We start from the raw sequence: 23,640 nt of genomic DNA on the forward strand, positions 1-23,640 counted from the left end.
ATAGCGGGATTTTACGTAAGCTAAACATCAAGGGCAAGTAATTAAGTAATCGGTTTGAGTATATAAATAAGGGAGCAGAGCTCCCATTAGTTATTATTGCGCATTTATAGTTAAGGTTATTCCACTAGCTGCGCTGTACCCCTTTAAGTCAATATACCACTTGCCCACTTGTGGGTTGGTAATACTACACGTTTCAGCATTACCATTTTTATACGGTCTACATTGATATACAGATTCAGTTGATTGACTGGCAAAATTCACATATAAATCGGCATCGCCTGAGCCACCAGCCATAGTTATATTTAAAGAGGAATACCCAGCTTCTAAGTCTTGTGTAAACCGCCCCCAATCTCCCGTAGCAACACTAATATCAGTTTCTGTTCGATTAATGGGTTCAATCGCTGTTGTTTCACTATAACTGGCAATAAGAGAAACATTAGCAATAGCGTTCCATGCTTCTACCATAACGTAATAAATACCGTTTTGGGCACTCGCAATATCACAACTTTCATTGCTCGATGATGTTGTACTTTTACAATCAAAATTTTCTAATGTAGGCGCTGTATTAAATTTAACATATAGGTCTGCATCACCACTGCCCCCTGAGGTAGTAAAGTTTAAGTTACTTACATTATTAGGTACCTGTAGCGTATAGATAAGCTGCGCTTTAGCATCACCTGCAAGGCCAGAAACTGCAACACCATTTTGTAACTCATTATTAGCTGGTGGCACTATATCACCAGCATTTTTTGCCATTTCAGCTAAATAACTCACAGCAAGTTTTGCAAATTTACTAGCGTGGTCAGCATCAAAATTAGCGTCATTCTGTGTATGAATTAACGGATTAATATCAGCCATCCTAGATTCAAATGGCATTGATGCTGCAAAGCCTTGTTGATACCATGATGCATGATCAGAACACCCATACCCACATTGGTCAAAACCATAGGTAATGCTAGGTAAGTAGGTATCAATTAACTGACCTAAAAATTGGTTTTGAGCATTTGTAGTGTAATCAGTCATCATTACAATATCTTCGCTACTGCCATTGTTTCCAGTCATATCAAATTGCACCATGCCGATCACATTTTTTCCTTGTGATTTATAAGATGAAGCAATATCTTTTGAACCTCTTAAACCAACTTCCTCTGCAGCAAAAGCCATTATATGAATTGTTTTTTGCGGTTTATAATCATTTTCAACAATCGATCTTAACACTTCAGATAATACAGCAATCCCCGATGCATTATCATCAGCCCCTGGTGAGCGACCGTTGCTTGGATTTGATTGATTAATTGAGTCTAAATGCCCACCAATAATGACAATTTCATCAGCCTCTTCATCTCCTGCAATAGTAACAATGACCGACGACTGCGCCCAGCTATGAGTAAAGTAATCAACATTTATATCATTACGTGTAGCTGCTAACTGTTGCCAGTAATCTTTTAGCCATTGTGAGGCATCTACCCCAGTTTGAGCCGTGTAATAGCGATTATAAAAGCTACTCATCGAATTAACTGTGTTCGACAAATTATTTGGACTAATACTATTTATTAATTGCTGAGTTGTTTGCGGATTGTCAATGCTATATGTAGCAGCTAACGCACTTAGATTTTGATTTTGAACGGCAGCTAACTGCTGAGTGTATTCATTAGCCTCGATTAACGAATCATGAGCAACAAACCCTCCACAGCGATGATAATTATCATGCATAAACTCACTTAAATGAGCAATATTTGCAGGCCTTATTTTTAACAAATTCACTGTTTGTAATGTTGTATCTTGTATACTCAATAATTCATCATTTGGTTTAAGCGAGTTTTGAACCTGTTTATAATGTTTGGCTGCAACGGGATCTATCGTTACCCAAACACTTTCAGTGTCTTGTGCGTATGAGGGTTGGGTAAGTAATAAAGTACTAGCACTGAATAGCATAATTTTTATCGCGTGTTTCATTAATTGATACCTTTTAAGTCGAGTAATGCCTTTGAGACGAGGAAGTTTTGAAAAATAAAAAAGGAGCGAATGCTCCTGAAATTAACTTAATTGGCTGAAATACTTAATGTTATACCGCTTGCCGCGCTATAACCTTGTAAGTCTATATACCATGTACCTGCTTGAGGATTTTCTATCGTACACGTTTCAACGTTTCCATTTTTATATGGGCGGCACTCATAAGAGCTAGTACTAGATGCTGAACCAAAATTTACATATAAATCAGCATCACCAGAACCACCGGCCATTGAAATATCGAGTGAAGAATACCCTGCATCTAAATTTTGCGTAAAGCGTGTCCAACCACCTGAAGCAACACTCACATTGCTTTCTGTACGGTTAATTGGCGAAACACCTCCGCCAGTAGACCCGTCATAACTACCTGTTAATGAAACGCCTGAAATAGCATTCCATGCCTCTACCATAACGTAGTATGTACCCGCTTGAGCACTACCTATAGAGCAGCTTTCAGTACTTGTAGAAGTTGTACTGTTGCAATCATAAGTGCTAAGTGTGGGTTTGCTTCCAAATCGTACGTATAAATCTGCATCACCAGAGCCGCCATTAGTATTAAATACTAAATTGCTAGCACCCGCTGGTACATCAAGTGTAAAAAACAACTGCTCTTTAGCTGAGCCACTTATACCAGTACGAGTAACGCCATTAGATAACGCTTCATCTTCCGCTGGCGGAGTGGTTGTGCCACATGAACTACCCGAACTTAAATTAGAGTTTACGCCAACAGCACTTAGAGCTGCTTTAACAGCACTTGGATCGTAATTTAAATCACAAGCTGCATCCATAACGCCGTTACCAGCAAGATCCCAGTTAGTGCTTGCAGTCCAATATAATTGGTTTGCACGTGCCATCACTTTAAATGCCTTTTCAGTATCCCAACCAGATGTAGTTGCTAAGTTATAAAATGCTTTATTAAACACCCCAGAACTATAATGAACATCCATTCCTGAAGAGTAGCTTGATTGATTATCAATTGATCTACCATCTTGTGTTGGATTATTCATGTAACGAAGAGCACCGTTGCCTTTAAATATATCTTTACCAACTAACCAATCGTTTGTGCCTTTCATGTAAAATTCAGCCGCTTCACCAGCCATATCAGAGAATGCTTCGTTTAAACCACCTGACTTTCCACTGTAAACTAAACCTGAGTTTTGCTCAGTAAAGCCGTGGCTTACTTCATGAGCTGATACGTCTAGGCTAACAAGTGGATAAAACGTATTTTGGCCATCACCAAAGGTCATCGCACTGCCATCCCAAAATGCATTTTCATAGTTACTACTATAGTGAACTCGCATTTGCAGTTGGAATGAAAGCGGCGGCGTACCAATCCAATCGTTATACATATTAAAAATTACGTTACCAAAATAATGTGCATCATTAAGTGGCGAATAGGCACCATTAATTTCTTTAAAGGTATTTTCAGGACATGTAAATGAATATGCACTTGAGCCACTAGTACCACCATTTAGGTTAATGGTTTTTACATTTGTGGTATTCATTGAACAGTTATTGCCTGTCTGACTTACATTTAAGCTATCAAAATCAGTGCCATAAATGTATTTCCCGGTTTTTAGATTACCACCTGGGCCTGTCGCATCAGCATGTTGAAGGTTATCAAAGCTAAAAAGTACATCTCCAGAATTTGCATCTATGATTTGATATGGACGTGATGGGTTACTTCCGTAAGTAACATAAGACACTTCATAAACCAAATGCGCTTCACCTTGCTCATCAACCCAAATGGCTAATTGTGATTTTTCATTATGTTTTTCTAAGCCAACAGACTTTATCGCTGCAGATGATTTTTGCAATCCCTTAGCTACTGCCAATTTTTGATTTAACTTTGGAGTAACTGTGTCAATATCGCTTGATATATCATATACAGCAGCACCATGAGCACGTTTAAGTTGCCCATTGTTGTTAAACGTCAAGCTCACCGTATCTCCAATTACCGGTAATCCATTATATACTTGTTGATAACGACGAGTTGTATCACCGTTATTACTTTTTATTTCTTTTAATACAACCAGCTCATTTCCTGCCTCTAAACCTACTAACTGATCAGGGCTAACCATCAATACAGAAGACACACCATTTTGTGCTGAATTATTTATATTTGCTTGTTGATTTAAATATTTTTTATTTGCAGCTACTGCGCTTGTTGCTTGTACCAAAGTAAAGGCAGCAAGTGTTGCTATTGTGATTTTTGATAAATTCACGTTTACGCTCCATTTGTTTATTTGTTTGAATATACTTTTATTAATCGGTACATCTTGTTCCCGATTAAAGCAATCCTAGGCTACAAATCATACAATTGAAAATGAAACAAAAAATTTACAATTAAAGTATTAAAAAATAAATTAAAAGCTTTTAATTCAATATCTTAATAAGAACCCACTAAACATTAAAAACATTTAATTAACATAATGTAAACATTTATTTACTTTGAGTAACATATTGAAATAAAAATAATACAATTAAGTGTATAAATTTAATAAAGTGATTTTTACAATACAAACACTATTAAATTTAACAAAAGGCCTAAAAAACAAACCTATTTTTAAAGGCGCGGCTGAAGCTTTAACATCTTTAATTTCTTATTTACCAAAACTATTTTTATTAAAAATAAAAATACAAATTGTCTAACAAACACTGTGACATAGCTATATCTCGGGAGTAACATAGGCATGTTTAGATCCCGCTTAACCATATGTTTTTCTCGTTAATTAAGGTTATTAAATGAATGCTTGGTACCTCATTTGTTTTCTCTCTGCACTTGCAATTTTTATTGCATTTGCAAATCAGTACATCCTCAAAATGCAAACTACTATTGCAATAACTACAGGCTCGGTTGTTATTTCTTTACTTTTGATTGTTGCAGTAAAATTATTAGGCGATCAAAACGCACTTGAAATGACAAAAATCGTCTCGAGTATTAACTTTAACGAATTACTCCTCAAAGGTATGTTAGGTTTCTTGCTTTATGCAGGTGCACTGGAAATAAACCTGTTAGCACTTAGAAAACAACGCTGGGAAATAACGGTGTTGGTACTGTTTTCCACTCTTGTTTCTACTTTTATTGTTGGCTACTTAAGCTTTTACTTATTTGCTTTTCTTGGCTGGCCAGTGCCTTTTATTTATTGTTTATTATTTGGTGCGCTTATTAGCCCAACCGACCCTATTGCTGTACTTGCTATTATTAAACAAATGCGAGCGCCAGAAGGAATCTCAATTCAAGTAGAAGGTGAGTCGCTATTTAACGACGGTATTGGTTTAGTAATATTTACGACCATTTTTTCGGTTGCTTTTTATGGCACCGATGCACAATTTGGCGATATAGCAGAACTCTTTTTTGTAGACGCCCTAGGCGGTATTGCGTTTGGTTTGGCTATCGCTTTGGTTGGCCACTTTTTAATTATTAACAGCCGCGATGTAAATATTCGTTTATTGATAACCTTAACTATTCCTACTGCAGGTTTTGCTGCTGCAAATATTTGGGAAATATCAGGCGCACTTGCCATGGTAACCAGCGGCATATTAATGGGTAACATTACTCGTACTAAAGCAACAGAGCGCACGGGGCCTGAAGATACTCGTTACGTAAAAGATTTTTGGCATGCAACCGATAGCTTTTTAAATGCCCTACTGTTTTTAATAATAGGTATGCTAATTGTGACTATGCCTATTACAATCGGGGAAATTGGCTTAGGATTGTTAATGGTACCGGCTGTATTACTAGCGCGTTTTATAAGTATTGGAGCACCGTTTATTATCTTTAAACGCTTTAGAACTTACGACAAGCACAGTGTTAAAATATTAACTTGGGGTGGTTTACGTGGCGGACTTGCACTTGCAATGGCGGCAGCAATCCCTCGCGAGCAAGTTTTTGTAGGCGGCTCTGACTTACACAACCTTATTGTTATTGTTACTTACGTTGTGGTTATATTTTCTATTATTGTACAAGGTTTAACTATCTCGCCGCTTATTCAAAGCAGCATTAAGTCAGCTGAGCAAGCAAAGTAATAAATGCTTTGTGAGCAATCAAATCAGTAACCAAGTTATTATATAAATCACTTGGTTACTGTTACTCTCGTGTTACAAAAACACTTTAAAGTTCTATAAATTGTTATCCTTTTTATTTATCTGCTTTGTTTAAATTAATCCGCTTGAAATACAAATGAAAACAATTATAATTTTGGCTTTTCCTCTGTAGGGCTTTTCAATGTCCAAAAATAATTCTCACGTGTTTTTTAATTTTGTATCTCTGGGCAAACATCAATTTCATTGTTTTTTTGTGCTTTTTATAATGGCTATGGCAAGCTTTAATGTGTCGGCCTCACCTAATGAGCAAACAAAAATAAAACAAATTGCACAGCTTGCAGAGTATGTAGGTGTAGATTACGTGGCAGCTGTTGGTAATGGTGAAATACTTGACCCTGACGAATATCAAGAAATGACTGAATTTTCGCACGTCATTATTGAGCAAGCTGGACAGCTATCAAGCCAAACCAATGAGTTTGATACAGTAAAGGCACAAGCTAAAGCACTGCATACAGCGATTGCTAATAAATCGAGTGTTGTAGATGTACGTGCAGCAAGCTCAGCACTTCGTGAGTCACTACTTACCTTTATGCCGCAACTATCGTTACCTACATCACTACTTCCCGTTGAGCAAACTAAAGCGCTTTTTGCTACTAACTGCTCAATATGCCACGGCCCAAATGGTCAAGGCGACGGCCCGCTTGCAAAAAACTTATCGCCAGAGCCTACCAACTTTACCGATGAAGAACGCGCAACAAACCGCTCTTTAATGGGGTTGTTTGACGCTGTAAGTAACGGCATTAACGACACACCTATGGTTGCTTTTACCCAATTTAATGAACAACAACGATGGTCTTTAGCTTTTTATGTAGGTAGCTTGGCATTTAAAGATGTTCAAAAACCACAAACTGTAGAACAAAACATTACCGCTTCGCAGATTGTAAACCTAAACCCCGCACAATTATCGGCAGGTCAAAGTGAAGCACAAGCACATTACGTTAAATGGCTTCGTGGTAATCCAGAGCAATTATTTAGCGCTAACAAAAATCCGATAACAGTTACTCGCACGCAGTTACTTGCAGCGCAAGCCGCACATGCTAAAGGCAATTACTCACAAGCAAGTGATTTAGCAATTAGCGCATACTTAGATGGCTTTGAGCTTGTTGAAAACAACTTAAATGCCTACGATGAAACACTGCGTAAAAACATCGAAGTACGACTGATGAACCTGCGCCAAACATTCAAAAACGAAAAAGATACGGCCGTTGTTGCCGAAAAAGTAAGTGCGGCACTAACTCAACTCGCTAAAGCAGATAGCATGCTAAACGAAACTAAGCTAACTGACGGCGCGCTACTTTCAGCAAGTTTAGTTATATTACTGCGAGAAGGCTTAGAAGCACTCTTAGTTATTATTGCCCTTATGACTGTGCTTATTAAAACTAAACGCAAAGATGCGCTAAAATATGTACATATTGGTTGGATAACAGCACTTATTGCTGGTGGTTTAACGTGGGCTGCTGCGCAAACATTAATAGAAATAAGTGGTGCGAGCCGCGAAGTAATGGAAGGTGTTGGCGCATTATTTGCCGCTGTAATTTTACTGTATGTTGGCGTATGGATGCACAGTAAAACAAGTGCGCAACAATGGCAAAAATATATAAAAGACAATATAGATAAGCGCCTTGAGTCGGGTACATTATGGGGATTAGCGGGGCTTTCTTTTATTGCCGTATACCGAGAAGTATTCGAAACCGTGCTGTTTTATCAGTCATTATTAACGCAAAGCTCGCCTGCTCAATATTCATCTATTGCATCGGGTTTTGCGATAGCTATAGCAATACTGGCTATTATTACGTGGGTATTAATTAAATACTCAATTAAATTACCGGTGGCTAAGTTTTTTGCCATTACCACTTACCTACTATTTGCACTCTCGTTTGTGCTTATGGGCAAAGCCGTTATTGCATTACAAGAGGCCGATATAATAGGTATTGCGTCGCTGCCGATGAGCTTTGATATAGCATGGCTTGGTATAAAATCGACATGGCAAGGTATTGTGGCTCAGGTATGTGTGTTTGCAATATTTAGCTTTTATCTATTAAAAAGTAAAAGTCAAAACTAATTAGTTCAACAGAAAAAAGGAAGCCTATTTACTAGGGCGTGTTGACCTTCCGAGGTTGAATTTGCAGCAGTATGTTTGGTTTTCAGGCAAGGCAGAGCCTATGTAGTGTGGTTATTCCCCATAAATTGGCGATAACGCAGCATAAATACCAAACATACGCTGCCCTTTGGTTCTTTCTAGGGACGATTAACTCTTTGTTGCTCGGTTTTTACTTAGCCCACTAGGTTACAAACCTCGCGCCGCGATTAAATCGCCCCTAGATTGAACAAATTTTAATCCTCAAAGATCAACACGCCCTAGGCTTCCCTTTTTAAACTCTAGCAATATATAAGTAACTGTTACCTATTAACCGTAACCTATGCCCATGTATCTAAATGGGGGTTTTCGTCATCGTCTACGTTAGACTTTTTTTACTACTTTGATCATCAAGCATATTGAGCTTTTTCTTTTTCTGTAACTCACGCCTTTTTTTATTCTCTAGTTCAACTTTTTCAGTAGCCGATCCACTTTGCAAACCCGCAATATGGAAAGCGCCTTTTGACTCAACTTCTAGCCTGGTGATTCTTCCTAAATAAGGGATCATGATATCCATACGTACTTCCTTATTTAACTGTTTGATTATCAAAATGCTAAATTTGAATGATAAACAAACAATTATTCGCTAAAATTGCGCTTATTATCTTAATATTATCGACAGTTATAACATATGCTTTAATTAAGCTAAAAAAACTTGCCATAATATGGCCGTTTATGTTTTTATGAATGCGAAATTTATTTAAACAAATAACAACTGCACGTTTGCGAACTTACGGGCAGTTACATAGGACAAAAAATGCGCTTAAACCTGACAACAGTACATCATCACCACCATTCACCGGAATAACCTGTCAGGTCTTTCGCTGAGAGGTTATTCCTAAAAGGAACCTCTGGCGATTCAAATAACATTGATTCATTTTCGCCCTGAGGTTCCTCTCGGGGTTTTTAGTTTTTAAATTAAAGGAAAATGAATAATGAACAACAGTAATCGTCTACGTATCGCCATCCAAAAAGGCGGCCGCCTATCTAAAGATTGTCAAGATCTACTAAAACAGTTAGGTGTTAAACTTAACCTTCGTGAACAACGCTTAATTGCACACTCAACTAATATGCCAATTGACGTACTACGTGTGCGCGATGACGATATTCCGGGTTTAGTAATGGACGGTGTATGTGACTTAGGTATAGTTGGCGAAAACGTACTAGTAGAAGTTCAAGCAGAACGGATGCGCCAAGGTGTTCCCAGCGAAGTAAACAAACTTTCAAAACTAGATTTTGGTTACTGTCGTCTTGCACTTGCATGGCCACAAGAGCTAGGCGCTCGCGATAAGAGCTGGTTTGAAGGCAAACGTATTGCAACTACCTACCCAGAAATTTTAACTCAGTGGTTAAAGCGCGAAGGCATTAACGCAAGTACAGTAATGCTTACTGGCTCTGTTGAAGTAGCACCACGTGCAGGTTTATCTGATGCAATTTGTGATTTAGTATCTACTGGCGCAACACTTGAAGCTAACGGCTTAATTCAAGGTGATACAATTTTAGAATCAAACGCATGTTTAATTCAAAATAAAGATCTGCAAGACGCTGACAAACTAGCACTAATCAATAAGCTTATGCCGCGCCTACGTGGTGTTAGACAAGCTAAAGAAAGCAAATACATCATGCTACACGCACCAAAAAATAAACTTGATGAAATTTGTGAAATTTTACCTGGTTCTGGTCAACCGACTCTACTTGCCCTTGCGGGTAATGAAGAATACGTAGCACTTCACATGGTAAGCAGCGAAACATTATTTTGGGAAACAATGGAGCAGTTAAAGGCCCTAGGCGCTAACTCTATTTTAGTTATGCCAATTGAAAAAATGATGGAGTAAGTACCATGCTTCGTTGGAATGAGGAATCTTCACAAGTACAAGCCGCGGCGCTAATGCGCCCTGCAGTTTCTGTAAGCGCAAAGGTTGAAGCAATATGCAAAACTATTTTAGCTAATGTAAAAGAGCAAGGCGATGAGGCCTTACTTAGCATGGCCAAAGAGTTTGATAATAGAGCTAACCCACGTTTGCGTGTACCGCTAGATGAAATTAACGCATCAGAGCAAGCACTAAGTGCAGAGCTTAAATACGCAATTGATACCGCTTATGCAAACGTTAAACGTTTTCACGAAGCGCAGTTGCCAAAAGATATTAAATTATCGACCCAACCAGGCGTTGTATGTGAACTGAAATATCAAGCCATCGAAGCAGTCGGTATTTATGTACCCGGTGGCAGTGCTCCACTGCCATCGTCGGTTATTATGCAAGGTGTATTAGCACAGTTAAGCGGCGCTAAAACCGTCGTACTTGCTACACCGGTACAAGGTGACAAAGCAATTAACCCTGCTATTTTATATGCAGCTAAGTTATGTGGCATTACTACTTTGATAGAAAGTGGTGGCGCAGGCGCAATTGCAGCAATGGCTTATGGCACCGAATCAGTTCCTAAAGTAAACAAAATTTTTGGCCCAGGTAATAGCTTCGTAACAATGGCTAAACAGCTCGTTGCGCAAACTATCCCAGGTATGGCAATTGATATGCCAGCAGGTCCTTCTGAAGTATTAGTTATTGCAGATGAACGTGCAAACCCAGAATTTATAGCCGCCGATTTACTCTCTCAAGCAGAGCACGGGGCAGACTCGCAAGTTATTTTACTATGTAACAGCGAAAGTATTATAAAACAAACTCAGCAGGCACTTACACGCCAGTTAGCTAATTTGAGCCGCAAAGAAACAGCCGAGCAAGCGCTCGCTAATTCTTCACTTATTTTGGTTGATTCAGTTGAGCAAGCATTTGACGTATCGGCGCAATACGGCCCAGAGCACTTGATTTTACAACTAGGCGATGCAACACCTTACCTAGATAAAGTTAAAAATGCAGGCTCAGTATTTGTAGGTGACTACACACCAGAATCTGCAGGCGATTACGCATCGGGTACTAACCACGTGTTACCAACATATGGTTACAGTGCAACTTACTCGAGTTTAAACTTGCTTGATTTTTTTCGTACATACACAGTGCAAACAATTACTAAAAGTGGTTTAACGCAGCTTTCAAAAGCAATTTTACCACTTGCAGATGCAGAAGGCCTTGATGCCCACGCTAATGCGGTTTCAATTCGTTTAGAGGCAATTAAAAATGAGCAATGAGAGCGCACAAGCGTCTAGCTTATTACCTAAGAATATTGCAGCCCTTGCTGCATACAGCTCTGCAAAAAGTGAAAAGCTAACCGGTACTACGTGGCTAAATGCTAACGAAAGCCCGTATGCTAAAAATCTTGAACTGAGTATTGAGGATTTAAATCGCTACCCCGACCCACAACCGCAACTGGTTATTGACCGTTACGCCGCTTATACAGAGCTTGAAAGCGAAAATGTATTAATGACGCGCGGCGCAGATGAAGGCATTGAGCTTTTAGTGCGCACATACTGTGAGCCAGCTAAAGATAGTATTGCGCTATTTTTACCAACCTACGGTATGTACAAAGTTACCGCCGATACACACAACGTTAGTATTAACGCGCTTACCCAAGAATTATTATTAAGTGGCAGTGTTGATGAAATAGTTGAGGCAGTGGGCAGCTCAAAACTGGTATTTATTTGTAACCCAAATAATCCAACGGGCAGCCTAACACCACTTGATAAAGTAAAAGCGATTGCAACAGCACTTATGGGTAAAGCACTGGTTATTGTTGACGAAGCCTATATAGAGTTCTGCCCAGAGCAAAGCGCCACAAAACTTATTAATGAGTTTAGTAATGTAGTGGTTTTGCGCACGCTTTCTAAAGCCTTTGCGCTAGCAGGGCTCAGAACGGGCTTTACGCTTGCACAAGCAGCAACACTAGCGCCAATTCGTAAAGTCATTGCGCCGTATCCGGTATCTGGTGTTGTAGCAAGTATTGCAGCGCAAGCAATTGCACCCGATGCAATTACATCAATGCGCCGCCAAGTTACTATTTTAAATAGCTTAAAAGCTAAGTTGGTAGATTGGCTAAACGCCTCCCCTGCTGCATTAAAAATTCTCACTGGTGAAGGTAACTTTGTTACTTTAAAATTAGCCGATAAAAACTATTTTAAAATTGCACTTGAGCAAGGTTTGGTTATGCGCGCTTTTACACTATACGGTGAAGACGACTGGCTACGAATTTCAATTGGCAGTGAACAAGAACTTGAACAAGTAAAAATTTGGTTAGATGGCTTACAAACGCCGGCTACCGCAGCATCTTTAGCAGGAAACGAAGTATCATGAGTAACCCCTATTTATTTATAGACCGCGACGGCACTATTATTGAAGAGCCAATTACCGACAAACAGGTGGATAGCCTTGAAAAGCTAGCATTTTTACCTGGTGTTATTCCTGCGTTATTACAATTACAAGCCGCAGGTTACCGTTTAGTAATGGTGTCTAACCAAGATGGCTTAGGCACAGACAGCTTCCCGACTGCTGACTTTGATATAGCACAAGATAAAATGATGGACATAATGCAAAGCCAAGGCATTAGCTTTGACGAGGTATTAATTTGCCCACACTTTGACGAGCAAAATTGTGACTGCCGTAAACCTAAAACGGGCTTACTTACCGAGCTTATGCGCTCTGGCAAAGTAGACTTAGCGCGCTCTTTTGTTATTGGCGATCGCCAGACCGATATTGGCCTTGCTCAAAACTTATGTTGTGAAGGTATTTTATACGACGGCGATTGGAGTGCCATAGTAACTAAATTGACTACCGCAAACCGCGAAGGTCGTGTTACACGCAACACTAAAGAAACCCAAATTGATGTAGCCATAAACTTAGATCAAACTAAAAATGGCAGCATAGACACCGGACTTGGCTTTTTTGATCACATGCTTGATCAAATTCGCACCCACGCAAACATTGGTTTAAACATTAAAGCCAAAGGCGATTTACACATAGACGAGCACCACCTTGTTGAAGACATTGGTATTGCTCTTGGTGTCGCACTTAAACAAGCGCTTGGCACTAAATCGCAAATTGCACGCTATGGTTTTGCGCTTCCTATGGATGAATGTAAAGCTGAAGCACAAATTGATTTATCGGGCCGTGCATCATTTGTATTAAATGCTAACTTTAGCCGCGAAAAAGCAGGCGACTTAGACGTGCAAATGGTTGAGCATTTTTTCAAAAGCTTAAGTGATAATGCCGCTATTAGCCTTATTTTATCGGTAAGCGACGGTAACTGTCATCACCAAGTAGAAGGCTTATTTAAAGCGTTTTCACGTGCTCTTCGTATGGCAGTGGCACAAGACACGACCCAACAAACAGCCAGCTCTAAGGGATGTTTATGATTGCCATAATTAATACCGGTTGTGCCAATATTAATTCAGTACGCTTTGCGTTTGAACGCTTAGGCCAAACGCCAACAGTAATTACATCACCAGAGCAATTAGCGGGTTTTGAGCGCGCTATATTGCCAGGTGTAGGTCACGCGTCGGTTGCTATGAAACGCCTAGTAGATAACGGCTGGCAACAAGCTATAAATGAATACCAGCGCCCGCTTATGGGCATTTGTTTAGGTATGCAGTTACTGTGCGAAAGTACCGAAGAAGGTAACGTACAGTGCTTGGGTAAAATACCAGGGCAAGTAAAAGCGCTTGATGTAGGCAATTTAACGTCGCCGCATATGGGTTGGAATAACTTAAGCGTTAACAAAGAGCATGCATTAACTAAAGGGCTGACGCTCGATGAGCAAGTGTATTTTGTTCACAGCTTTGCGCACACCGTAAACGACGCCACATTAGTGAGCGGCGAATATGGTCAAACCTTTTCAGCCATTGTTGCTAAAGACAATTACGCAGGCATGCAATTTCACCCAGAGCGCAGCGCAAAAGTTGGCGCACGTTTATTACAAAATTTTGTTGATTGGCAGTTGTAAGCTGCCCATTAACTAACAAAAAAGAGATTATTTGTGATTATTCCAGCATTAGACGTATTACAAAATCAAATTGTGCGCTTGTACCAAGGAAAATACGACACAGCACAGTTTTACCCTTTCGAACTTGGCGCGCGTTTAAAAGAATACGCCGACAGTGGCGCAGGTAAACTACACCTTGTTGATTTAGAAGGTGCACGCGATCCAAGTAAAAAGCAGTGGAAACATATTCAAGCTGCGACCAAAGCACTTAACGTACCGTACCAAGTGGGCGGCGGTATTCGCTCAGAGCAAGATGTAAGTGATTGGCTTAAAGCCGGTGCAAACCAAGTGGTTATTGGTTCAATGGCAGTAGAAAAACGCGAACAAGTAAAAGTCTGGATTGAACAATTTGGCGCAGAGCATTTTGTAATTGCTCTTGATGTAAATAAAACATCCACGGGCTGGGCACCTGCTACGCACGGTTGGTTAAGTGAATCTGAATTTGGTTTACTTGAGCTGGTAGATTTTTATGTGAGCTTAGGTGTTATCGATTTTTTATGCACGGACATCAGTAAAGACGGCACTATGACGGGTCCATCGTTTGAATTATATGAAGATTTAACTCGCCATAACAGCACAATCAAAGTGCAAGCTTCAGGTGGCGTAAGCTCACTAGATGACATTAAAAAGCTTAAAGAGCTCGGTGTGGGCGGCGTTATTTTAGGTAAATCATTGCTTGATGGTGCATTTAGCGTTGAGGAGGCACTGGCATGTTATCAAAACGCATAATCCCGTGTTTAGACGTTAAAGACGGCCAAGTAGTTAAAGGCGTTAAGTTTAAAGGCCATGAAGTTGTTGGCGACATTTTAACAATGGCTAAAGCCTACAGCGAAGCTGGCGCCGATGAACTGGTTTTTTACGAAATCAGTGCAAGCGTTGAAAAACGCCTACTTGATGTAAATTGGGTAGAAAGTATTGCACGAAATATCGATATTCCATTTTGTGTAGCGGGCGGTATTAAATCAGTGGCTGATGCAGCGCGTGTTTTAGAACGCGGTGCTGATAAAATAAGCATCAACAGCCCTGCTATTGCGCGCCCTGAACTTATTAAAGAATTACACGATGAGTTTGGTAAGCAATGTGTTGTAGTCGGCATTGACAGCTTTTTTGATGAAATTACCGGCGAGTATTTAGTGTATCAATTAACCGGCGATCCTAATGCATCAAGCCGTACGCGCTATAAAACACAAGAATGGGTTAAACGCGTACAAGACCTAGGCGCAGGCGAAATTGTATTAAACTGTATGAACCAAGATGGCGTTCGTAACGGTTACGACAACGAGCAACTAAGTAAAATTCGCGAGCTGTGTGATATTCCTTTAATCGCCTCTGGCGGTGCGGGTAGTATGCAAGATTTTGTTGATGTATTTAAACAAAGCAAAGTAGATGGTGCATTAGCCGCCAGCGTTTTTCATAAAAATGTGATTAACATTGGCGAACTAAAACAATTTTTAACAGATAACCAAGTGGCAGCAAGATTATGCAAGTAACACAACAAAACCAAGCTCAAGTCGATTTCGCTAAAAGTGACATGATCCCTGCTATTATTCAAGATGCCCGCTCGGGTGTTATTTTAATGCAAGGCTTTATGAACAGCGAAGCACTCGCTGTTACGCTTGATACCAATAAGGTAACGTTTTACTCGCGTTCAAAATCGCGTTTATGGACTAAAGGTGAATCATCAGAAAACTACTTAAACGTAGTATCTGTGCATACAGATTGTGACTACGATTCAATTTTAGTACTTGCCAATCCAGAAGGCCCAACGTGCCACTTAGGCACACAAAGCTGTTTTGGTGATGAAGCAAAACCAAGTTTAAGCTTTTTAGCACAATTAGAAGATGTGATTGTTGAGCGTAAAAATGACGACCCATCAAAAAGCTACACTGCCTCATTATTTGCAAAAGACTTAAGCCGTAGTTGTCAAAAAGTAGGTGAAGAAGGCGTAGAAGTTGCCCTTGCCGCTATGAAACACGATAACGATGAGCTAACAAACGAATCTGCTGATTTAATTTATCACCTGACAGTATTACTACAACGCCAAGGCTTAGCCCTTGAAGATGTAGTTAAATGCTTGCAAGGTCGCCATAAATAGCATTAGTTATGACTAACAAAGAGGCTCATATTTATATGGGCCTTTTTATTTTTACAGTAAATCACGTGTGATATAGTGCGTGGCTCAATTAATCGGTTACTGTGAACTATGAAAAACTATATTATTATTCTTATCATCGCGTTTATTTTAGCGGGCTGTACCAGCAAAACTAATCAGACTACAGCAACCACTAATACAACAAATCAGTCTGTAAAAACCTCAGTAATACCCGATGAATGCAGCACCATTAATAACCTAATAAATGGTTATGAGTCTGGTTTTAATTCAATAAAAACAGATAAAGTAAATAACCAGTTTACTAATCAATGGCGCACGAATACTCATATGATTGGAGCAAACTGTACAGTTACTTTAAATCAGTCAGAGCAAGTAAGTTACCAATGCCAAACACCTGTTAAAACACAAACGCAAACAATAAAGTCACATCAAAAACTGGCTAAGCAATTACGCCAATGCTTAACCAAAACAGGTTGGTTTGAAAGCCAAAAAGAAACAGCAAGTTCAATTTACAGCACCTTTGTATTTGATACTAAAACCCCAGTGATTACACTTGCTACCAATCAAGAAGGTATTGGGTTTTCTACTCGCTTTGAAATTGCACCACCATTAGGACTTTAACAATGCGCCAATTAAATCAAAACAAAAAACCATCTAAATTTAAAACTGATTGCCTAGGAATATGCGAAAGGCGCAGCGGTTACTGCACCGGTTGTGGGCGTACCAACGAAGAAATATTTGATTGGATAATATTATCTGAAGATGAAAAAAGCGATTTTAGAAACACCACGAGTTGATATCACAAAAACGTAATAGAGCTAAAAGCCTCGATATCCGAGGCTATAAATTAACGTTATGCTTTATCAAGCGCTTGGCTTACATCAGCAATTATATCTGCAATGTTTTCAATACCGACCGACAAACGAATTAAATCGCGGCTTACACCCGTAATACCAAAACTTAAAATACCGGATGCTTTACCACTGGTAATTTTTTGGCTCATTTCGTTATACGGGCTTGATTCAAGCCCTGCGTAATTAACCCAAAGTACTTTTGGATGATTTTCTAAATATTCAGCTAACTGCTGTGCATTTTCGCAGTGACGATCCATTCTTAAGCCTAAGGTTTCAAGGCCGATTAAAATGTCAGATGCGTTTTTAGGCGCAAGCGCTGCGCCAGTATTTCTAAGTGGCACTACTCTGCAGCGACCAATAAATGCAGCTTCAGCAAAGGCTTCGGTATAAACCACATTATGATACGACGGATCAGGCTCGTTCATCATTGCAAAACGCGTGGCATTCGCTTTCCAATCAAATTTTCCTGAGTCAACAATCATGCCGCCAATAGCACTACCGTGCCCGTTTATATACTTTGTCAGTGAGTGAACCACTATATCGGCGCCTAACTCAAATGGGCGGCATAAATACGACGTAGCCACGGTATTATCAACAATAAGTGGCACACCTTTGCTATGTGCAATACATGCTAAACGTTCAATATCAACAATATTACCTGCAGGATTACCAATAGATTCACAAAAAACAGCGCGGGTGTTGTCGTCAATAGCATTCTCGAACGCGGTAAAGTCATCGGCCTTAATCATGCGCGCTTCAATACCTTGCCGAGGTAGTGTATGAGCAAATAAGTTATACGTGCCACCATATACTTGGCTGGTGCTTACAATATTAGTGCCTACTTCGCACAAGCATTGAATAGCATACGTAATAGCGGCCATCCCAGAGGCCACGGCTAGCCCACCAATACCCCCTTCCATTGCAGCAATACGTTGCTCAAGTACGGCATTAGTTGGGTTCATTATGCGGGTGTAAATATTTCCAGGTACTTTTAAATCGAATAAATCAGCGCCATGCTGCGTATTATCAAATGTATAAGAAGAAGTGTGATAGATAGGCACGGCTGCCGACTTGGTCGTTGCCTCAGATTCGTAACCGTGGTGCAATGCTAATGACTCTAATTTCATAATTATTTCCTTCAATTAATTTACCACTAAGCTAGCACTTCTTGGTTATAAAATGCACATAAAATATACTAAAGGATGTTGAGGTAGTGTTGAGGCTGTTTGATTTAAGTTAAAGGCGACGGTTAATGGGCATTCAAATGATATTTAACAACTAATCAGTCCTTTAACTAACAATATAATAACCCACCTCGGCATAATATTTATAATTGGTAATAACTTACACAATTTGCTATTAATAGAAGTCCATAAAATAAGAACATTTTTCGCGAAAAAATAGGAAATGAGGCCATTAAGAAAGCTGGTATTAAGCCCTGCTAGCCTCGGTTTAAAATTTAAGGATTGAATATATTAATATGACTGTTGAACACACTAAAGCAAAATTCTGGAAGTGCGCGCTACAAGTAAATCCGGCAAGTTATATAACGTATCGGGGACAGAATCAGGATTGTTCAGAAGATGACTATAATAAGAAATTATTAGAGGTTTGTCTTGAGGAATCAATAAAAGTTGTAGGGATAGCGGATCACGGCAATGTTGATTCAGTTGCAAAAATTAGAGAAACTTTTAATGCACAGGGAGTCATCGTCTTCCCAGGTTTTGAAATTGCAACTAGCGAGAAAATACATTTAGTTTGTTTATATCCAGAAGATACAAGTATTCAGACTTTAAATAATTATTTATATGAGTTTGATATAGACACATCTAACGGTACAAAGCCATCAACTAAAAGTGCAGACTTTATTCTATCTACAGTTATTGAAAAAGGTGGCTTTGTATATGCTGCACATTGCACAGATGACAGCGGTGTTTTAAAACAAAAGCTAAACAATATTTGGAAAAACCAGAATTTATATGCCGCTCAAATCCCAACTTCATTAGAAGCACTTAAAGAACAAGGCGACCAAGCAAATCATCAGATCCTTCAAAATAAAAATCCTGATTATAAACGTGAAAAAAATATTGCGATTATAAATGCTAAAGATATAGAAGATCCTGAAACATTGAGAAAAGAAAATGCGACTTGCTTAGTAAAGATGTCAAAACCTTGCTTTTCCTCATTTAAACTAGCATTTTCAGATTCTGAATCCCGCGTTCGCCTTAATTCTGATATTAAAGAAAAATATTACTCAAGAATAGAGTCTGTTAGGTTTGTTGGTGGATTTCTCGATGGAATCAATATCAACTATTCCGAGCATTTAAATACCTTAATAGGTGGCAGAGGAACAGGTAAATCGACTTTAATAGAGTCAATTCGTTATGTGTTAAAAATAGAACCTATTAGTAAAGAAACAAAAGCACAGCATCTTAAAGTTATAAAGCAAAATCTTGGTTCAGGGTTTGCTGAGTTGACTGTTAAGTCAGCAGTAAAGCATGGAAAGTTATATAAGATATCAAGACGCTTCGGTGAATCCCCAATAGTAAAAGATGAAAGCGGATCCATCTCTACTTTTTCCCCCTTAGATTTATTGCCTAATATTGAAATTTTTGGTCAAAATGAAATTCATGAAATAGCCAAAGAATCAAGTGAGCAACTAAAAGTAGTAGAGCGGTTTTTAAATACGGATAAAATTGAGCAAGAATCAGGTATTTCAACAGTTAAAGAATCGTTAGTCACAACACGAAATAATATCACTGGTTTAACATCTAGTGTTTCTAGTCTGGAATCTGATGTGGAAGATTTGAAGGCTCACGAGGAAGATGAAAATAGATATAAAGAGCTCGGAATAGACCAACAGTTGAAACTACTACCAATTGTTGAGTCAGAAAGAAGTACTTTCAATAAGGTTTCAGAAAAAGTAGAAACTTTAAAGGGTGCACTAAAAGAGTTCTCTGAATCTATCCCGTGCGCTGACTTTATTACCGAAGAGTCGATTGAAGAATTCCCCGATATAACAATATTTAAAAATGCTAAATTAGCGTTGGTTGAACTAAAAGATAATATCAACCTATCTATTAAAAAAATGGAACTGGATTTAGAAAAATCTCAGCAGAAGATTGTTTTTCTTGATAAAGAACTCCAGGAAAGCATTGAAAAGCAGGAAGAGTCCATCACTAAGGAGTTCAAAACACTAGATCCCGTTGAAGGTTTAACAGGAAAGCAAATTGGTGAGGAATATCGGGAACTGATTAAAAATATCGAAAGGTTAAAGCCTAAGCGTACAGAGCTTTTAGCTGAACAAGGTAAATTGGACAAAGAGATAGTTAAAAGACAAGCACTACTAGCAGAATTATCCGAGAAAAAACTAACAGAGCTACAGCCTTTGAGAAAGGCGTAAAAAAACTAAACAAAAAGTTGAAGGGTAATATAAAGGTAAATTACTCAGCAGAAAGAAACAGGCTTGGATTAATAAAACTTATCATTAGTTACCGCTTGCCTGATGTCGGTGAGGGAGGCTTTCATGGATGAAAGGAGTTGAGGAATTCTCTGCACCTTTATTTGCTGAGACTATCAAGAAAGGACAGGATGCTTTATTAGAGAAAAATTGGGGAATGACGCAGACGACAGCTGAAAGGCTATCTAAAATCAGCAATAAACAAATGATGGAAATTGAAGAGTTTAAAATTGATGATTTAGTTAGCATTGAACTGAATGTCTCAAGCAGTGAAGAGCCTCTATACAAAAAACTTGATTCATTATCAACGGGTCAACAGTGTACGGCTTTATTACATATGCTTTTACTTGATAATCAAGATCCTCTACTTTTAGATCAACCAGAAGATAATCTCGATAACGCATTCATAGCTGAGCGGATTGTTACTCAGGTGCGAGATGCCAAACTAACAAGACAGTTTATTTTTGCTACACATAACGCAAACATACCTGTATTCGGTGATGCTGAGTGGATTGGAGTTCTAGAGTCTACAAATGAGAATGCAACTTTGCCTATTCAGAATCAAGGTTCAATAGATCAGTCAAATATTCAAAATCTTGCTGCTAAAATTCTAGAGGGCGGCGAGGATGCATTCAATAGAAGAAAAGAAAAATATGGCTTTTAGTAAAGTCTAAATAACAAGCAATTTAACAGGAAAACAGTTGGCGATGTTCATATTAAACAATATCCACGACCGAAAATATAAAAAAGTCTTTTCCAATTACGAAAATGTAATCTTTGATTTGTCTTTAACTCAGATTAATAATGCCAATAATGTTGATTGGGGGAATATCAAAGAAGGTGACTTAGCTTGTGTTGTTACAAGTAGCAGAAAAGTAAGCACAATATACAAAGTATTAGATATTGTTCATTGTGGCGAAATTGAGGGGGAAGATGGTGATTTATATGTACTGAGAGGGGAAGTCGCTGCTAAGTTTGAGAGTCAATTAGATATGACACGACTTCTTAATAAGTTTGATGTAGTTCACCCAAAACTTCCGGCTAACAAGTTTTCAATTGGTTTTAATGTTGCCAATCTTGAGCATCAATTAGACTTACTTCAAGTACAAGTGGGACAAGTTAAAGTTAGCCTTTCCGAATTGAAGTAATAAATTGTATAACAAGCGACTAAGGTTTCGATTATCCGATCATTGTAGTGGTACACTGATTTTGGCCACTACACCTACAAAAAAGGCGCTTCCATTACGGTAAGCGCCCTTCTCTTATCTAGCTAATTACTTATTTTACTATTTTCATTTCGTCTAATAAGTTTTGTGCATTATCTACTTTATCCATTACCCACAGCATGTAGCGTGAATCAACGTGGATTGAGCGATTAAGCTCAGGGTTGTAATCCCAGTCACCAATAATACTTTCGTAAACACCGTCGAACAGTAAGCCTACAAGCTCTGCTTTACCGTTAAGCGTTGGCGAACCTGAGTTACCACCGGTAGTGTCTACATTTGATAAAAAGTTAACGGGTACTGTATTCATGCCACCGGTGTAATCACCATAAAGCTTGGCTTTAATTTGCTCTTGTAACTTTTTAGGTGCATTAAATGGGTCAACATCTGTGTTTTTAGCAAGTAACCCTTCAAGCGATGTAAACGGCGTTGCTACCAAGCCATCTTGAGGTGAATAGCCGCCTACGGTGCCATAGGTTACACGTAGTGTGCTGTTGGCATCGGCGTATACAGGTTTGTTTTTAGCTTTGTTAAACGCAATTATTGCGCTCATTAGCTCTGGGCGAGCTGCTTGTAATTTACCTGCAAGTGCTTTTGATTTATCTTCCTGTGCTTTCATTACTTTAAAGATTGCTTTAGCGTACTGCACAAATGGGTCTTGGCTTTGATTTAGCTGGCTAAACGATTGCTCAAATAATGAATTGCGAACAGTGGCATTATCAAGTCTTGACTGTTCATACATACTATCAAGTAACGCGCTTTGAGTTGCTTTATCAAACCCATTTTGTACTTTAAATACGTTATCAACCTCGCTAAAACGCTCTTCTTTTGGAAGTGCTGCATACAGCTCTAAAAAGTGCAGTAAAATAGCTTTGTCTACTTTGCTATCATAGCGGCGTGTCATTCGCTCAAGCCCTGCTTTAATGCGAGGTGTAGTGGTACAGTGATTTTGGCCACCCATTAAGAAAGAAATGTTATGCTAATAAGCATACAAATTTGGGTGAAAAATGACGAAATTAAAACGCGCAACATATTCAGCGGCAATTAAATTAGAAACGGCTCAGCTTGTAGTAGACCAAGGTTATACGCAAGAAGACGCAGCAAAAGCGATGGGGGTGGGTAAATCAACCGTAAGTAAGTGGGTTACTCAATTAAAGCTAGAACGCAATGGTCAGTCACCATCAGCGTCACCAATGACGCCCGAACAAATTGAAATCCGCGAACTTAAAAAGCAAATCCAACGCATTGAATTAGAAAAGGATATATTAAAAAAGGCTACCGCTCTCTTGATGTCCGACTCCCTGAACAATTCTCGTTAATCGAGAAGTTAAATCAACGAGAGCGTTATCCAGTTAGTCTGCTGTGTAGCGTATTCAATGTGCATCGCAGCAGCTATAAGTACTGGGCCATACGGGATACAGCGCCGACACCTGAGCAAGCAAGATTAGAGGCTGAAGTAAAAGCAATACATGCGATGAGTGGTGGTTCAGCAGGGGCACGGACAATCGCAGCGATAGCAACGAACAATGATTTTGAATTGAGCCGTTATCGTGCAGCTAAGCTAATGGTTAAATTAAAGCTCGAAAGCTGCCAAGTACCTCAACATTCATATAAACGTGGTGGTAATGAACACCTTGAAATCCCAAACCTGCTTGATAGACAGTTTGATGTTGTTGCGTATTCTCATTACTTTGATCACCGATTCTCATCAGCTTTGATCGCTTGATTTATCATTTTGTAGAGCCATTTTTAAATTAACTTAACTGATCATCATCAGTCAATTCATTTAACTGTTTTCGTATCGATTCTCC

The 23,640-nt window shown here is 39.0% G+C and carries 17 protein-coding genes and 4 pseudogenes; 16 read left to right on the plus strand and 5 right to left on the minus strand.

What is annotated here, in order from left to right; all coding sequences use genetic code 11:
- Positions 1-93 precede the first annotated feature (93 nt).
- Complete coding sequence (locus tag P4S71_RS04145; RefSeq protein ID WP_337150148.1) at positions 94-1,956, minus strand: M28 family metallopeptidase; 1,863 nt, start codon at positions 1,954-1,956, stop codon at positions 94-96.
- Positions 1,957-2,042: 86 nt separating this feature from the next.
- The gene (locus P4S71_RS04150) at positions 2,043-4,235 is read right to left on the minus strand and encodes a M4 family metallopeptidase (protein ID WP_008138583.1); all 2,193 of its coding nucleotides are present in this window, start codon (positions 4,233-4,235) and stop codon (positions 2,043-2,045) included.
- A 520-nt stretch (positions 4,236-4,755) separates the two neighbouring features.
- Between P4S71_RS04150 and P4S71_RS04155 the strand changes: the two genes are divergently transcribed.
- Together P4S71_RS04155 and P4S71_RS04160 are read left to right on the plus strand one after the other, a co-directional pair.
- Positions 4,756-6,039, plus strand: coding sequence for a cation:proton antiporter (locus P4S71_RS04155; protein ID WP_096794607.1), 1,284 nt, complete (start codon positions 4,756-4,758; stop codon positions 6,037-6,039).
- 283 nt (positions 6,040-6,322) lie between these two features.
- Entirely contained in the window at positions 6,323-8,179 is a 1,857-nt protein-coding gene (locus P4S71_RS04160; protein ID WP_096794667.1) for a cytochrome c/FTR1 family iron permease, read from the plus strand.
- Positions 8,180-8,535: 356 nt separating this feature from the next.
- On the opposite strand, the pseudogene P4S71_RS04165 reads toward P4S71_RS04160, so the two are convergent.
- A pseudogene (locus P4S71_RS04165) lies at positions 8,536-8,771 on the minus strand (hypothetical protein).
- Between the two features lie 418 nt (positions 8,772-9,189).
- Between P4S71_RS04165 and hisG the strand changes: the two are divergent.
- The 10 genes and pseudogenes from hisG to P4S71_RS04215 all read left to right on the plus strand — a co-directional run bounded on the left by hisG (position 9,190) and on the right by P4S71_RS04215 (position 17,105).
- Positions 9,190-10,089 (plus strand): ATP phosphoribosyltransferase, encoded by a 900-nt coding sequence (gene hisG / locus P4S71_RS04170; protein ID WP_337150149.1) that lies wholly within the window; start codon positions 9,190-9,192, stop codon positions 10,087-10,089.
- A gap of 5 nt (positions 10,090-10,094) precedes the next feature.
- Positions 10,095-11,396, plus strand: coding sequence for a histidinol dehydrogenase (gene hisD, locus P4S71_RS04175; protein ID WP_337150150.1), 1,302 nt, complete (start codon positions 10,095-10,097; stop codon positions 11,394-11,396).
- Complete coding sequence (hisC, locus tag P4S71_RS04180; RefSeq protein WP_337150151.1) at positions 11,386-12,495, plus strand: histidinol-phosphate transaminase; 1,110 nt, start codon at positions 11,386-11,388, stop codon at positions 12,493-12,495. Before hisD ends, hisC begins: the two co-directional genes overlap by 11 nt.
- Positions 12,492-13,553, plus strand: coding sequence for a bifunctional histidinol-phosphatase/imidazoleglycerol-phosphate dehydratase HisB (gene hisB, locus P4S71_RS04185; protein WP_008138596.1), 1,062 nt, complete (start codon positions 12,492-12,494; stop codon positions 13,551-13,553). Before hisC ends, hisB begins: the two co-directional genes overlap by 4 nt.
- Complete coding sequence (gene hisH, locus P4S71_RS04190; protein ID WP_002960265.1) at positions 13,550-14,140, plus strand: imidazole glycerol phosphate synthase subunit HisH; 591 nt, start codon at positions 13,550-13,552, stop codon at positions 14,138-14,140. Before hisB ends, hisH begins: the two co-directional genes overlap by 4 nt.
- A 33-nt stretch (positions 14,141-14,173) precedes the next feature.
- On the plus strand, positions 14,174-14,908 hold the full coding sequence (locus P4S71_RS04195) for a 1-(5-phosphoribosyl)-5-[(5-phosphoribosylamino)methylideneamino] imidazole-4-carboxamide isomerase (protein ID WP_337150152.1): 735 nt from the start codon (positions 14,174-14,176) through the stop codon (positions 14,906-14,908).
- Complete coding sequence (gene hisF, locus P4S71_RS04200; RefSeq protein WP_007376298.1) at positions 14,890-15,669, plus strand: imidazole glycerol phosphate synthase subunit HisF; 780 nt, start codon at positions 14,890-14,892, stop codon at positions 15,667-15,669. The genes P4S71_RS04195 and hisF overlap by 19 nt, the downstream gene beginning before the upstream one ends.
- Complete coding sequence (gene hisIE / locus P4S71_RS04205) at positions 15,660-16,274, plus strand: bifunctional phosphoribosyl-AMP cyclohydrolase/phosphoribosyl-ATP diphosphatase HisIE (RefSeq protein WP_033029702.1); 615 nt, start codon at positions 15,660-15,662, stop codon at positions 16,272-16,274. The genes hisF and hisIE overlap by 10 nt, the downstream gene beginning before the upstream one ends.
- Before the next feature lie 108 nt (positions 16,275-16,382).
- Complete coding sequence (locus P4S71_RS04210) at positions 16,383-16,913, plus strand: hypothetical protein (protein ID WP_337150153.1); 531 nt, start codon at positions 16,383-16,385, stop codon at positions 16,911-16,913.
- 2 nt (positions 16,914-16,915) lie between these two features.
- Positions 16,916-17,105 (plus strand): annotated as a pseudogene (locus P4S71_RS04215) (DUF1289 domain-containing protein).
- 40 nt (positions 17,106-17,145) lie between these two features.
- On the opposite strand, the gene P4S71_RS04220 reads toward P4S71_RS04215, so the two are convergent.
- Entirely contained in the window at positions 17,146-18,273 is a 1,128-nt protein-coding gene (locus tag P4S71_RS04220; protein ID WP_337150154.1) for an O-acetylhomoserine aminocarboxypropyltransferase/cysteine synthase family protein, read from the minus strand.
- Positions 18,274-18,626: 353 nt separating this feature from the next.
- Here P4S71_RS04220 and P4S71_RS04225 point away from each other — a divergent pair, with 353 nt between their 5' ends.
- From P4S71_RS04225 to P4S71_RS04235, 3 genes are all read left to right on the plus strand, one after another.
- Entirely contained in the window at positions 18,627-20,549 is a 1,923-nt protein-coding gene (locus P4S71_RS04225; protein WP_337150155.1) for a hypothetical protein, read from the plus strand.
- Between the two features lie 127 nt (positions 20,550-20,676).
- The gene (locus P4S71_RS04230; RefSeq protein WP_337150156.1) at positions 20,677-21,270 is read left to right on the plus strand and encodes a hypothetical protein; all 594 of its coding nucleotides are present in this window, start codon (positions 20,677-20,679) and stop codon (positions 21,268-21,270) included.
- Between the two features lie 43 nt (positions 21,271-21,313).
- A complete protein-coding gene (locus P4S71_RS04235) occupies positions 21,314-21,754 on the plus strand; it encodes a hypothetical protein (protein ID WP_337150157.1) in 441 nt (146 codons plus the stop codon).
- 130 nt (positions 21,755-21,884) lie between these two features.
- On the opposite strand, the pseudogene P4S71_RS04240 reads toward P4S71_RS04235, so the two are convergent.
- A pseudogene (locus P4S71_RS04240) lies at positions 21,885-22,760 on the minus strand (S46 family peptidase); the annotation flags it as partial.
- Positions 22,761-22,836: 76 nt separating this feature from the next.
- Here P4S71_RS04240 and P4S71_RS04245 point away from each other — a divergent pair.
- Positions 22,837-23,504: pseudogene (locus tag P4S71_RS04245) on the plus strand (transposase); the annotation flags it as partial.
- Positions 23,505-23,640 lie beyond the last annotated feature (136 nt).

It is taken from the genome of Pseudoalteromonas sp. B62, from assembly GCF_037162565.1.
Taxonomy (GTDB): Bacteria; Pseudomonadota; Gammaproteobacteria; order Enterobacterales; family Alteromonadaceae; genus Pseudoalteromonas; species Pseudoalteromonas fuliginea.

Excerpts from the sequence above, each read along its gene's own strand:
- P4S71_RS04145 (WP_337150148.1), bottom strand. The coding sequence starts at position 1,956 with ATGAAACACGCGATAAAAATTATGCTATTCAGTGCTAGTACTTTATTA.
- hisG (WP_337150149.1), top strand. The coding sequence starts at position 9,190 with ATGAACAACAGTAATCGTCTACGTATCGCCATCCAAAAAGGCGGCCGC.
- P4S71_RS04220 (WP_337150154.1), bottom strand. The coding sequence starts at position 18,273 with ATGAAATTAGAGTCATTAGCATTGCACCACGGTTACGAATCTGAGGCA.
- hisB (WP_008138596.1), top strand. The coding sequence starts at position 12,492 with ATGAGTAACCCCTATTTATTTATAGACCGCGACGGCACTATTATTGAA.
- hisH (WP_002960265.1), top strand. The coding sequence starts at position 13,550 with ATGATTGCCATAATTAATACCGGTTGTGCCAATATTAATTCAGTACGC.
- P4S71_RS04225 (WP_337150155.1), top strand. The coding sequence starts at position 18,627 with ATGACTGTTGAACACACTAAAGCAAAATTCTGGAAGTGCGCGCTACAA.
- hisF (WP_007376298.1), top strand. The coding sequence starts at position 14,890 with ATGTTATCAAAACGCATAATCCCGTGTTTAGACGTTAAAGACGGCCAA.
- P4S71_RS04160 (WP_096794667.1), top strand. The coding sequence starts at position 6,323 with ATGGCTATGGCAAGCTTTAATGTGTCGGCCTCACCTAATGAGCAAACA.
- hisC (WP_337150151.1), top strand. The coding sequence starts at position 11,386 with ATGAGCAATGAGAGCGCACAAGCGTCTAGCTTATTACCTAAGAATATT.
- P4S71_RS04230 (WP_337150156.1), top strand. The coding sequence starts at position 20,677 with ATGAAAGGAGTTGAGGAATTCTCTGCACCTTTATTTGCTGAGACTATC.
- hisIE (WP_033029702.1), top strand. The coding sequence starts at position 15,660 with ATGCAAGTAACACAACAAAACCAAGCTCAAGTCGATTTCGCTAAAAGT.
- P4S71_RS04155 (WP_096794607.1), top strand. The coding sequence starts at position 4,756 with ATGAATGCTTGGTACCTCATTTGTTTTCTCTCTGCACTTGCAATTTTT.
- hisD (WP_337150150.1), top strand. The coding sequence starts at position 10,095 with ATGCTTCGTTGGAATGAGGAATCTTCACAAGTACAAGCCGCGGCGCTA.
- P4S71_RS04235 (WP_337150157.1), top strand. The coding sequence starts at position 21,314 with ATGTTCATATTAAACAATATCCACGACCGAAAATATAAAAAAGTCTTT.
- P4S71_RS04210 (WP_337150153.1), top strand. The coding sequence starts at position 16,383 with ATGAAAAACTATATTATTATTCTTATCATCGCGTTTATTTTAGCGGGC.